8 protein-coding genes are annotated in these 12,614 nt (G+C 71.2%); 2 read left to right on the top strand and 6 right to left on the bottom strand.

The features are described from left to right. Positions 1–82: 82 nt before the first annotated feature. The 6 genes from serA to ACFZCP_RS39380 all read right to left on the bottom strand — a co-directional run bounded on the left by serA (position 83) and on the right by ACFZCP_RS39380 (position 10,261). On the bottom strand, positions 83–1,684 hold the full coding sequence (serA, locus tag ACFZCP_RS39405) for a phosphoglycerate dehydrogenase (RefSeq protein WP_391439265.1): 1,602 nt from the start codon (positions 1,682–1,684) through the stop codon (positions 83–85). 281 nt (positions 1,685–1,965) lie between these two features. Further along, complete coding sequence (ilvC, locus tag ACFZCP_RS39400; RefSeq protein WP_362698011.1) at positions 1,966–2,964, bottom strand: ketol-acid reductoisomerase; 999 nt, start codon at positions 2,962–2,964, stop codon at positions 1,966–1,968. A 124-nt stretch (positions 2,965–3,088) separates the two neighbouring features. Beyond that, complete coding sequence (gene ilvN / locus ACFZCP_RS39395; protein WP_362698014.1) at positions 3,089–3,613, bottom strand: acetolactate synthase small subunit; 525 nt, start codon at positions 3,611–3,613, stop codon at positions 3,089–3,091. A gap of 30 nt (positions 3,614–3,643) precedes the next feature. Next, the gene (locus ACFZCP_RS39390) at positions 3,644–5,491 is read right to left on the bottom strand and encodes an acetolactate synthase large subunit (RefSeq protein WP_362698017.1); all 1,848 of its coding nucleotides are present in this window, start codon (positions 5,489–5,491) and stop codon (positions 3,644–3,646) included. Positions 5,492–5,844: 353 nt separating this feature from the next. Further along, a complete protein-coding gene (locus tag ACFZCP_RS39385) occupies positions 5,845–8,892 on the bottom strand; it encodes an EAL domain-containing protein (protein WP_391439256.1) in 3,048 nt (1,015 codons plus the stop codon). A 394-nt stretch (positions 8,893–9,286) separates the two neighbouring features. After that, entirely contained in the window at positions 9,287–10,261 is a 975-nt protein-coding gene (locus ACFZCP_RS39380; protein WP_391439253.1) for an NAD(P)-dependent oxidoreductase, read from the bottom strand. Between the two features lie 85 nt (positions 10,262–10,346). On the opposite strand from ACFZCP_RS39380, the gene ACFZCP_RS39375 reads away from it, so the two are divergent. Both ACFZCP_RS39375 and ACFZCP_RS39370 read left to right on the top strand, forming a co-directional pair. After that, positions 10,347–11,345 carry an aldo/keto reductase gene (locus ACFZCP_RS39375; protein ID WP_391439248.1) on the top strand — a complete coding sequence of 333 codons (999 nt, stop codon included), beginning with the start codon at positions 10,347–10,349 and terminating at the stop codon, positions 11,343–11,345. A gap of 103 nt (positions 11,346–11,448) precedes the next feature. Then, complete coding sequence (locus ACFZCP_RS39370; RefSeq protein ID WP_391439244.1) at positions 11,449–12,597, top strand: PQQ-dependent sugar dehydrogenase; 1,149 nt, start codon at positions 11,449–11,451, stop codon at positions 12,595–12,597. Positions 12,598–12,614: the final 17 nt, after the last annotated feature.

Genomic DNA, 12,614 nt, shown 5'->3' with positions numbered 1-12,614 from the left:
CGGCGCGCCCGGCGTTCGAGGGCGAGGCCGTCGGGCCGAAGCGGGGGTCCGGGGGGCGGCAGGCCCCTCGGACACGGCAGCCTCAGACCAGGTTCACGGAACGGGCCGACGTCGCCCCGATCTCCTCGGCGACCTCGGTCAGCACGCCGGGGGCAACCGTGTCGTCCACGGTGAGCACCGCCAGCGCCTCCCCGCCCGCCGCCGCACGAGCGACCTGCATGCCGGCGATGTTGATGCCGGCCTCGCCGAGGATGCGGCCGACGGTGCCGACGACACCCGGCCGGTCCTCGTAGCGCAGGACGACCATGTGCTCGGCGAGCGCGAGGTCGACGTCGTAGTCGCCGACGGCCACGACCTTCTGGACGTTCTTCGGGCCGGCCAGCGTGCCGGAGACCGACACCTCCTCGCCGCCCGAGAGGGTGCCGCGCACGGTCACCACGTTGCGGTGGTCGGCGGACTCGGAGCTGGTGGTCAGGCGGACCTCGACACCGCGCTCCTGCGCGAACAGCGGAGCGTTGACGTACGACACCGTCTCGTCGACGACGTCCTCGAAGACACCCTTGAGCGCGGAGAGTTCCAGCACCTTCACGTCGTGCTGGGTGATCTCGCCGTAGACCTCGACGTCCAGGCGGACCGCGACCTCACCGGCCAGCGCGGTGAAGATGCGGCCGAGCCGCTCGGCCAGCGGCAGACCGGGCTTGACGTCCTCGGCGATGACACCGCCCTGGACGTTCACCGCGTCCGGCACCAGCTCGCCGGCGAGCGCGAGGCGCACCGACCGGGCGACGGCGATGCCCGCCTTCTCCTGCGCCTCGTCCGTGGAGGCGCCGAGGTGCGGGGTGCAGACGACCTGGTCGAGCTCGAAGAGCGGGGAGTCCGTGCAGGGCTCCTTGGTGTACACGTCGAGACCGGCGCCGGCGACCCGGCCCTCCTTCAGCGCCGCGTACAGCGCCTCCTCGTCGACGATGCCGCCGCGGGCCGCGTTGACGATGCGCACGCTCGGCTTGACCTTGCGCAGCGCCTCGTCGCCGATCAGGCCGAGGGTCTCGGGGGTCTTGGGCAGGTGGACGGTGATGAAGTCGGAGACCTCCAGCAGCTCGTCCAGGGACAGCACCTTCACGCCCATCTGCGCGGCCCGCGCGGGCTGCACGTAGGGGTCGTAGGCGACGACCTTCATGCCGAAGGCGGACATGCGCTGCGCGACGAGGGCACCGATGCGGCCCAGGCCCACGACACCCAGCGTCTTCTCGGCCAGCTCGACACCCGTGTACTTGCTGCGCTTCCACTCGCCGTTCTTCAGCGCGGCGTTGGCCTGCGGGATGTTGCGGGCGGTGGAGACGAGCAGGCCGCAGGCCAGCTCGGCGGCCGTGACGATGTTGGAGGTCGGGGCGTTGACGACCATCACGCCGGCCTTGGTGGCGGCGGAGACGTCGACGTTGTCCAGGCCGACGCCGGCGCGCGCGACGACCTTGAGCTTCTTGGCGGCGGCGATGGCCTCCGCGTCGACCTTGGTGGCGGAGCGGATCAGGATCGCGTCGACGTCGGCGATGGCAGGGAGCAGTTCGGCGCGGTCGGCTCCGTTGCAGTGCCGGATCTCGAAGTCCGGACCGAGCGCGTCGACGGTGGCGGGCGACAGCTCTTCAGCGATGAGTACCGTGGCTTTTTGACTGGGGTACGAGCTCACGTGAGTCCTCACAAGTCCAATGCGGACGGCCGTCCCGACGGCCGCTGGCGGTGGAGGGGCTAGCCGCGGTAGACGCACGACGCTGTGGGCCTGACGCGTATGTTGTGCAGCAGTCTAGTAGCGCCGCAGCCGTCGTTTTGCGCCGCTGCGGAAGTATCACCCGTCCGGGGCTGGACGGGATGGACAACGCCTGCGGGTCGTCCTCGACCCGGCGCCGCCCAGTGGGGTGAACGCTGGAAAAGGGGGCCGGAGCAGCGTGCCCCGACCCCCTGACATGAGGCTTACGCCTCTTCGTTCACCCAGCTCATCAGCTTGCGCAGCTGCTTGCCGGTGGTCTCCAGCAGGTGCTCGGCGTCCTGCTGCTTGTACTCGTTGTACTTCTTCAGACCGCCGTGGTACTCGTCCATCCAGGTCTGGGCGAAGGTGCCGTCCTGGATCTCCGTGAGGACCTGCTTCATCTCGGCCTTGGTGGCGTCGGTGATGATGCGCGGGCCGGTGACGTAGTCGCCCCACTCGGCGGTCTCGGAGACGGACCAGCGCATCTTCTCCAGGCCGCCCTCGTACATGAGGTCGACGATCAGCTTCAGCTCGTGGAGGCACTCGAAGTAGGCGATCTCCGGCTGGTAGCCCGCCTCGACCAGGGTCTCGAAGCCGGCCTTGACCAGGGCGGAGGTGCCGCCGCACAGCACGGCCTGCTCGCCGAACAGGTCGGTCTCGGTCTCCTCGGTGAAGGTCGTCTTGATGACACCGGCGCGGGTGCCGCCGATGGCCTTGGCGTACGACAGGGCCAGCGGGAAGGCGTTGCCGGTGGCGTCCTGCTCGACGGCGGCGATCGCCGGGACGCCGCGGCCCTCCTCGTACTGGCGGCGCACCAGGTGGCCCGGGCCCTTGGGGGCGACCAGGGCGACGTCGACGCCGGCCGGGGGCTTGATGAAGCCGAAGCGGATGTTGAAGCCGTGCGCGAAGAACAGAGCGTCGCCGTCGTTGAGGTTCGGGGCGATCGACTCCTCGTAGACCTGGGCCTGGATCGGGTCCGGGATGAGGATCATGATGACGTCGGCCTCGGCGGCGGCCTCGGCGGGGGTCACCACGCGCAGGCCCTGCTCCTCGGCCTTCTGCTTGGACTTGGAGCCCTCGTGCAGACCGACGCGGACGTCGACACCCGAGTCGCGCAGCGACAGGGCGTGGGCGTGGCCCTGGCTGCCGTATCCGATGACCGCGACCTTGCGGCCCTGGATGATCGACAGGTCGGCGTCGGCGTCGTAGAACAGCTCGGCCACTTTGGGTTCTCTCCTTGGTGTGCAGGTTGTGCGTCCCACCGTATGCCGGTGAGGGGGCGGGAGGTTTCGGGGTCTCGGGATACGGGCGGCACAGCCGCCCGTATTCAGCCTTACGCGTCCAGCGTTACGCGGTTCGGTCGAGAGCGCGCAGCGAGCGGTCCGTGATCGAGCGGGCGCCGCGGCCGATCGCGATCGTGCCGGACTGGACCAGCTCCTTGATGCCGAACGGCTCCAGCATCTTGAGCATCGCGGACAGCTTCTCGCTGGATCCGGTCGCCTCGATGGTGACGGCCTCCGGGGAGACGTCGACCGTCTTGGCGCGGAACAGCTGGACGATCTCCACGATCTGGGAGCGGGTCTCGTTGTCGGCGCGGACCTTCACCAGGACGAGTTCGCGCTGGACGGCCTGACCGGGCTCCAGCTCCACGATCTTCAGCACGTTGACGAGCTTGTTGAGCTGCTTGGTGACCTGCTCCAGCGGCAGTTCCTCGACGCCCACCACGATGGTGATGCGGGAGATGTCGGGGTGTTCGGTGACGCCGACCGCGAGCGAGTCGATGTTGAAGCCGCGGCGGGAGAACAGCGCGGCGATCCGGGCGAGGATGCCCGGCGTGTTCTCCACCAGGACGGAGAGCGTGTGCTTGGACATGGTGTTCTGCTCTTCCTTGCCTGTTGACGGTCAGTCGTCTTCGTTGTCGCCGAAGTCGGGGCGGACGTCCCGGGCGGCCATGATCTCGTCGTTGGAGGTGCCGGCGGCGACCATCGGCCACACCATCGCGTCCTCGTGGACGATGAAGTCGACGACGACCGGACGGTCGTTGATGGAGTTCGCCTCCGCGATGACCCTGTCGAGGTCCTCGGGGGACTCGCAGCGCAGGCCCACACAGCCCATGGCCTCGGACAGCTTCACGAAGTCCGGGACGCGCGTGCCCCTGGCCCCCGGGTTGATGTCGTCGGGGCCGGAGTGCAGCACGGTGTTGGAGTAGCGCTGGTTGTAGAAGAGGGTCTGCCACTGGCGGACCATCCCGAGGGCGCCGTTGTTGATGATGGCGACCTTGATCGGGATGTTGTTCAGGGCGCAGGTGGTCAGCTCCTGATTGGTCATCTGGAAGCAGCCGTCGCCGTCGATCGCCCAGACGGTCCGGTCCGGCTGTCCGGCCTTCGCGCCCATGGCCGCCGGGACCGCGTAGCCCATCGTGCCGGCGCCGCCGGAGTTCAGCCAGGTGGCGGGCTTCTCGTACTGGACGAAGTGCGCGGACCACATCTGGTGCTGGCCGACGCCCGCGGCGAAGACCGTGCCCTCGGGGGCGAGCTGTCCGATGCGCTCGATGACCTGCTGGGGGGAGAGCGAGCCGTCCTCGGGCAGGTCGTAGCCGAGCGGGTAGGTCTCGCGCCAGCGGTTGAGGTCGCTCCACCAGGCGGTGTAGTCGCCCTGGTGGCCCTCGCTGTGCTCCTTCTGCACGGCCTGGACCAGGTCGGCGATGACCTCGCGGGCGTCGCCGACGATCGGCACGTCGGCGGCGCGGTTCTTGCCGATCTCGGCCGGGTCGATGTCGGCGTGGACGATCTTGGCGTACGGGGCGAAGCTGTCCAGCTTGCCGGTGACGCGGTCGTCGAAGCGGGCTCCGAGGGCGACGATCAGGTCGGCCTTCTGCAGCGCGGTGACGGCGGTGACCGCACCGTGCATGCCCGGCATTCCCACGTGCAGCGGGTGACTGTCGGGGAATGCGCCGAGCGCCATCAGGGTGGTGGTGACGGGCGCTCCGGTGAGTTCGGCGAGGACCTTCAGCTCGGCGGTGGCCTGCGCCTTGAGGACGCCGCCGCCGACGTAGAGGACGGGCCGCTTGGCGGCGGTGATCAGCTTGGCCGCCTCGCGGATCTGCTTGGCGTGCGGCTTGGTCACCGGGCGGTAGCCGGGCAGGTCCATGACCGGCGGCCAGGAGAAGGTGGTCTTCGCCTGGAGGGCGTCCTTGGCGATGTCGACCAGGACCGGGCCCGGGCGGCCGGTGGAGGCGATGTGGAACGCCTGCGCGATCACCCGCGGGATGTCCTCGGCCTTGGTGACGAGGAAGTTGTGCTTGGTGATCGGCATGGTGATGCCGACGATGTCCGCCTCCTGGAAGGCGTCCGTGCCGATCGACTTCGAGGCGACCTGGCCGGTGATCGCGACCATCGGCACGGAGTCCATGTGCGCGTCGGCGATCGGGGTGACCAGGTTGGTGGCGCCCGGCCCCGAGGTGGCCATGCAGACGCCGACCTTGCCGGTGGCCTGCGCGTAGCCGGTGGCCGCGTGGCCGGCGCCCTGCTCGTGGCGGACCAGCACGTGGCGCACGCGGGTGGAGTCCATCAGCGGGTCGTACGCCGGCAGGATCGCGCCGCCGGGAATACCGAATACCGTCTCAGCGCCGACCTCCTCGAGGGAGCGGATGAGGGACTGCGCACCCGTGACGTGCTCGACGGGGGCGGACTGCTGTCCTCCGGATCGGGGCCGCGGCTGCGGATGGGCCCCGGTGGCCTGCTCGGTCATCGGCATTCTCTTCTCGATGCTGAGGGTTTTTGCGAGGTTTGGGCGGAGTTCAAGCGCTGCACGAAAGGCGCTCGTGCAACAAAAAACCCCTCGTGCCGTAGGGCAAGCGAGGGGAGCGCGCCGGTGAGGTCGCTGGGGATTCCGGATCGTCGTCCGGTGGGTCCCAGTTCAGCCGACGCGCTGTCCAAGTACGAGAATTCGGGTGCGCATGGCACTGACCCTCCCCCCGGCACGCACCACGTGTCAAGTGGGTGGGACGGGAGTCTCATTATGTGAGCGAAGGGCACTGCCACCTCCGAAGACCGGCGTACACACCTCCGGTCTACACCCCCGCGGCCCTTTCCACAGCTCGTTCACCGACGGGGCGCCACCGTCGGTGTCGAGGCCACGACCGCGCTCAGTCCTTCGGACCTGCGCGCGGCCGCGCTCTCGACGCCGACGCGCCCCTGCGGCTCTCTGGCACTGCCCGCGAACGCCGGCTCGGCCGGTGGGTGCGGCACGGGATAGTGGCCGGATGCGAGGGCCCGGCGCAGCCGGTACTCGTCCAGCGGCCCCGCGAACGCCATGCCCTGCCCGTGGGTGCAGCCCATCGCCCGCAGCGCGACGACCTGCTCGGGCAGGTCCACGCCCTCGGCGACCGACTGGAGCCCGAGATCGCCGGCGATGCGCAGCAGCCCGCTGGTGATCTTGTGCAGCCGCGCGGACTCCACGACGCCCTCGACCAGACTGCGGTCGAGTTTCAGGATGTCGACCGGGAGCTTTCTGAGGGCCGTGATCGCCGCGTAGCCGCTGCCGAAGCCGTCCAGCGCGATCCGCACGCCGAGCCGGCTGAGCGCGGTCAGACGACGCTCCAGCTCCTCCAGCGAGGTCCTCGGATCGGTGTCGGACAGTTCCAGGACCAGCGCGCCGGGCGGCAGCGCGTGCCGGGTCAGGAGCGCCTCCACGGAGCCGAGCGGCATCGAGCGGTCCAGCAGCCGCAGCGCGCTCAGCCGGACGGCCACCGGCACCACGCTTCCGGTGGTGGCGCGCTCGGCGGCCTGCTCCACCGCCTCCTGGAGGACCCAGCGGTCCAGTTCCGCGGTCTTGTCGCCGTCCTCGGTCACCCGCAGGAACTCGGCGGGGGTGAACAGCACCCCCTGGGAGGAGCGCCAGCGCGCCTGCGTGGAGACCGATGTGATCCGGCCGTTCTCCAGACAGACCACCGGCTGGTGCAGCAGTGCGAACTCTCCGTCGTGCAGTGCGGCGCGCAGCCGTGTGGCCAGTTCCGCCTTGCGGACGACGTCCTGCTGCATCTGCGGCTTGTACAGCTCGACGCGGCCCTTTCCGGCCGACTTCGCGCGGTACATCGCGAGGTCGGCGTTGCGCAGCAGCTCGCCCGCGCCGAGGCCCGGTTCGGCGAAGGCGACACCGATGGAGGCGTTGACCCGGACATCGTTGCGGTCGATGGCGTACGGCTGGGAGAGGGTCACCCTGAGGCGGTCGGCGAGCTCCAGGATGTTCCGCTCCCGGGCGGCACGGTCGCGGGTGCCGTCCCCGACGATCAGGGCCGCGAACTCGTCGCCGCCGAGCCGGGAGGCGGTGTCCCCCTGCCGGACGGCGTCCTGGAGCCTGCGGGCGGCCTGGACGAGCAGTTCGTCCCCGGCCTGGTGCCCGATCGTGTCGTTGACGGCCTTGAAGCCGTCCAGGTCGATGAAGAGCACGGCCGTGCCGCGCAGGGCGGCGCCCCGGTCGGTGGACCGGCGGCCGGACAGGGCCTGCTGGACGCGCCGGGTGAACAGCGCGCGGTTGGGCAGGTCGGTGAGCGGGTCGTGCTCGGCGTTGTGCTGCAACTGGGCCTGCAGCCGCACCCTTTCGGTGACGTCACGGCTGTTGAAGATCAGGCCGCCGTGGTGCCGGTTGACGGTGGACTCGACGTTGAGCCAGCCGCCGCCACCGGAGCGGAACCGGCACTCGATGCGCGTGGTGGTCTCCGCCAGCGGGCTGGCGGAGAGGAAGCGGCGCACCTCGTGCACCACGCAGCCCAGGTCCTCCGGATGGATGAGCGCGGCCAGCTCGGTGCCCACCAGCTCCTCGGCGGGCCGCCCGTAGACCCCGGCGGCGGCCGGGGAGACGTAGCGGAGGATGCCGTTGGGCGCGGCGATCATGATGACGTCGCTGGAGCCCTGCACCAGGGAGCGGAAGTGGTTCTCCTTCTGCGCCAGTTCCTGGGTGAGGGTGATGTTGTCGAGCAGCATGATGCCCTGGCGCATGACGAGCGCCAGCACGACCGCGCCCGCGGTGATCAGCACGACGTGGTCGGGCCTGCGGCCGTTGAGGACGTTGTACAGGATGCCCAGGGTGCACACGGCGGCGGCGAGGTACGGGGTGAGCGCGGCGAGGGAACCGGTGAGCGGACCGCCGGCCGGGTAACGGCCGTGCTCGCCCCCGGGTGCGGGTGCGGGTGCGGGGACGTGCGGATGGCTCGTGACGCGCTGTCCGGGCACGTGCTCGTGGACCACGCGCGTGTGCCCGTCCGGTACGTGCCGCTCGTCCTGTGCTCCCGGGCGCAGCGGGGCGGCCCAGGGGGCGTAGGCGAGCAGCAGTGAGCCGGCGAACCAGCCCGCGTCCAGCATCTGCCCGGAGCGGTAGCTGCTGTGCAGGAGCGGCGAGGTGAACAGCGCGTCGCACATCACGGTGAGGGCGAGCGCGCCGATCGCCGTGTTCACCGCCGTGCGGTTGCCCGGGCTGCGGCGGAAGTGGAGCGCGAGCACCATGCTGACGAGCGCGATGTCGAGCAGCGGGTACGCCAGCGACAGTGCGGTGTGCGCCACGCTCGGCCCGTCGAACCGCGCGGCCTGGGCGAGCGCGAGACTCCAGGACAGCGTGAGCAGCGAGCCGCCGATCAGCCAGGCGTCCAGCCCCAGGCAGATCCAGCCGGCCCGGGTCACCGGCCGCTTGGCGAGGACCAGCAGGCCCACGATGGCGGGCGGCGCGAAGCACAGGAAGAACAGGTCGGCGTAGCTCGGGCTGGGCACGGTCCGCCCCAGGACGACCTCGTACCATCCCCAGACCGCGTTGCCCAGGGCCGCCATCGCCGAGGAGAGCGCGAACAGCAGCCAGGCCGACCGGAAGCGGACCCGCGGGCTGCGGGCGTAGAGGAAGCAGGAGACGGCGGCGGCACCTGCCGCGGCACTGAGACCGAAGTCGCCCATGATCAGCGCGAGACGGCCCGAGCCCCAGTCGAAGGTGGACCCGACGGCGTAGGACCCGCAGACCAGGGCGAGGATCAGCTGATGGACCAGGCGCGACCCGTCACCGGCGGCCGGTGGACGGGGCGGCAGCGGCGCGCCCGTCGCGTGCGCTGCGCGCACCACGCCGTCCAGGGCGCCCGGCACGGTCGTCACGGAGGGCGGCGCGTTCACCGGGGCCTCCCGATCCCTGCCGTTCCCGGGCTCCGTGGGTCCCGGTGCGCGTTCCTGCGGCGGCCGCCCGGCCTGGGGTGGTGGCTGTGATGAAGCGTGTGACGGTCGCGCCTGCGCGCGGCCGTGCGCCAGGGTCGCCGTCGGCGGCTCCGCCGCGTCGGATCGTTCGTCCATAGGCCGTGCATCGCCCGTCGCCCCCCTCACAAATCTGAAATGTCCATCCCCAGCGCCGATTGCTCGCGGCGCAGCCCCTTCCGGGACGATACACCAGTATCGTCACTCAGGGACATAGCCTCTCTACGCTCCGTGACGACCAGCGGCAATGCCGGTACGGCCCGCATCCGAAAGGTTGCGGAGGGTGCCGGAAGGGGCCCCGAGCCGGGGTGGGGAGGGGTTACGCCCCGTTCCTTCCCGGCGTCCGCGCCGCGTCCTCTCCCGTCGTCAGGATCACGTTCCGCAGGGGCTCGTGGTTCACGAAGCGGTTCACCTGGTCGACGAGCAGGCGCTTGGCGCGCGGCAGGAAAGCCGAGGTGGGGCCGCCCACGTGCGGGCTGATCAGCACCCCTGGAGCGTGCCACAGGGGGTGTCCCGGCGGCAGCGGCTCCGGGTCCGTCACGTCCAGCGCAGCGGTGATACGGCCGCTCTCCAGCTCGGCCAGCAGCGCCTTGGTGTCGACCACGGGTCCGCGGGCGACATTGACGAGCAGTGCGCCGTCCTTCATGCGCCCCAGGAAACCCTCGTTCACCAGGCCCCTGGTCTCCTGCGTCAAGGGCGTGCACAGAATCACGACGTCGGCGTCCGGAAGCAGAGAGGGCAAATCGGTGAGCGGATGCACGGGACCGCGCGCCGTGGTGCGCCCTGAGCGCGCGACGCGCGCCACCCGCGCAAGTTCAAAGGGCGTGAGCCGGTCCTCGACGGCCGCCCCGATGGAGCCGTAGCCGACGATGAGGACGGTCCTGTCGGCGAGCGCCGGACGGAAACCGGCGACCCACTCGCCCCGGTCCTGGGCCCGTACGAAGTCGGGGAGGCCGCGCAGGGAGGCGAGGACCAGCGTCAGGGCCAGCTCGGCGGTGCTCGCCTCGTGGACCCCGCGCGCGTTGCACAGCCGGACCCCCGGGCGCAGGTACTTCAGGCCCGGCTGCACATGGTCGATGCCGGCCGTCAGGGTCTGCACGACCTGGACCGCACTCATGCCCGGCAGCGGGCGCACGCCCACGCCGGGCGGCTTCATGTACGGCACGACGTAGAAGGCGCAGTCACCCGGGTCTCCGGGGAACTCCTCCTCCCCGTCCCAGAGCAGGTACCGGGGCCCCTCGGGCAGGCCCTCGATCTCCTGCGACGCGATGGGAAGCCATATGTCTGCGGTCATGACAGGAGGCTATGTCAGAGGCCATGTCGGGGGGATGGTGTGCAGAGGTTAGGTTGGGGCCCGGGAGAGGGAGGGTCACGAGCAGGTGGAGCGCAGGACGATCGGCGCGGGGGGACTCGCGGTGGGGGCCGTCGGACTCGGGTGCATGCCGATGAGCTGGGCGTACAGCGGGTCGCGGCAGCGGGGCGACGAGTCGCTCAGAGCCGTGCACCGGGCGCTGGACCTGGGCTCGACCCTCCTGGACACGGCGGACATGTACGGCCCGTTCACCAACGAGCTGCTGCTGGGGCGGGTGCTCAGGGAGCGCCGCGCGGAAGCCTGCGTGTCGACCAAGGTGGGCCTGCTCGTGGGCGAGCAGCACATCGTGGCCAACGGGCGTCCGGGATATGTGAAGCGGGCCTGCGACGCCTCGCTGCGGCGCCTGCAGACCGATGTGATCGACCTCTACCAGCTGCACCGCGCCGACCCCGAGGTCCCGATCGAGGAGACCTGGGGCGCCATGGCCGAGCTGGTGCGGGCCGGGAAGGTGCGGGCGCTCGGGCTGTGTGCGGTGGGGGCGCGCGCCGGCCGCCGTTCCGGGAGCCGCGTGCACGACACCACGCTGCGCCAGCTGAAGCGGGTGCAGCAGGTCTTCCCGGTGAGCGCGGTGCAGGCCGAGCTGTCGGTGTGGTCGCCGCAGGCCCTGGAGGCGTTGCTGCCGTGGTGCGAGGCGCGGGGCGTGGGCTTCCTGGCGGCGATGCCTCTGGGGAACGGCTTCCTGACCGGCACGCTCACTCCGGGCGAGGGGTTCGAACCCGACGACCTGCGCGCTCGCCACCCCCGCTTCACCGCCGAGATGATGGCCGCCAACCAGCCGATCGTCGCGGGCCTGCGGCGGGTGGCCCGCCGCCACGGGGAGGAGGTCACCGCCGCCCAGGTGGCTCTGGCCTGGGTTCTCGCCCAGGGCAGGCATGTCGTCCCGGTGCCCGGCACCAAGCAGCACCGGTGGGCCACCCAGAACGCGGACGCGGTGGACGTGCGGCTGACCCCCGAGGACCTGACGGCGCTGGCCCGGCTGCCGCCCGCGCAGGGGTCCTGGGACTGACCTCGCCGTCGCGTCCGGGCCGCGTGGCCGGGAACCGCGGACAGGGCGGGCGGAGTATGGGAAAGACAGGCTGCGGGAAACACCACGTCGAGGGGACCTGATCGTGCGACGTCGAGCTGTGACGGCCGTGCTGGCCGCGACCGCGCTCCTGCTGACGGCCGGCTGCTCCTCGGGCGGCAAAGGCTCACCGGCGGGCGGCGGGACCACGGCACCGGACTCCGCCCCCTCCGCGCGGCCCGGCGAATCGGCCGCGCCGGCCAAGGGGTCGGTCCGCGTGCTGCGTACGGTGGCCGAGGGCCTGAAGACACCGTGGGGCCTGGCCGCCCTGCCGGGCGGCGGGCTGCTGGTCTCCTCCCGCGACGAGGGCACGATCACCCGGATCGACACGGCGACGGGCCGAAAGACCGAGCTGGGCACCGTCTCCGGGGTCTCCCCCGCCGGCGAGGGGGGCCTGCTGGGCATCGCCCTGTCGCCCGGCTACGCCTCGGACCACATGATCTACGCCTACTTCACCTCCGCATCGGACAACCGCATCGTGCGGATGCTGTACGACGAGCACAAACCGGCGGGCGAGCAACTGGGTGCCCCCGACACGATTTTCAAGGGCATCCCCAAGGGCCGCATCCACAACGGCGGCCGTATCGCCTTCGGCCCGGACGGGATGCTCTACGCGGGCACGGGCGAGAGCGGCGAGCGGGGCCTGGCCCAGGACAGGAAGTCCCTGGGCGGCAAGATCCTGCGGATGACCCCGGAGGGCGAGCCGGCCCCCGGCAATCCCTTCCCCGGCTCGGCGGTGTACTCGTACGGCCACCGGAACGTGCAGGGCCTGGCCTGGGACACCCGTCAGCGGCTGTTCGCCTCCGAGTTCGGCCAGGACACCTGGGACGAGCTGAACGCGATCGTGCCGGGCGGCAACTACGGCTGGCCGCGGGCGGAGGGCAGGTCCTCTCAGGCGGGCCTGCGCAGCCCGATCGCCCAGTGGCACACCGACGAAGCCTCCCCCAGCGGCATCGCCTACGTCGACGGCGTGGTCTGGATGGCGGCCCTGAAGGGCCGGCGCCTGTGGCGCATCCCCCTGCAGGGCACCGGTGCCGCGGCGGCCCCCCGGTCCTTCCTCGACGGCACGTACGGCCGCCTGCGCACCGTTGCCGCGGCGGGCGGCGACAAGGTGTGGCTGGTCACGAGCAACACGGACGGCCGGGGTACGCCGCACAAGGGCGACGACCGGGTGCTGGAGGCGGAGGTGAAGTAGCCCCCGCGCCGCGTCCG

Origin of the sequence: Streptomyces sp. NPDC007971, assembly GCF_042958635.1 — a bacterium.
GTDB lineage: Bacteria > Actinomycetota > Actinomycetes > Streptomycetales > Streptomycetaceae > Streptomyces.
This window is presented reverse-complemented; position numbering and strand designations above follow the sequence as displayed.

What these genes read in the sequence shown, in the direction of transcription:
- ilvN (WP_362698014.1), bottom strand. Translation starts at nt 3,613, where the DNA reads ATGTCCAAGCACACGCTCTCCGTCCTGGTGGAGAACACGCCGGGCATC.
- ACFZCP_RS39380 (WP_391439253.1), bottom strand. Translation starts at nt 10,261, where the DNA reads ATGACCGCAGACATATGGCTTCCCATCGCGTCGCAGGAGATCGAGGGC.
- ACFZCP_RS39390 (WP_362698017.1), bottom strand. Translation starts at nt 5,491, where the DNA reads ATGACCGAGCAGGCCACCGGGGCCCATCCGCAGCCGCGGCCCCGATCC.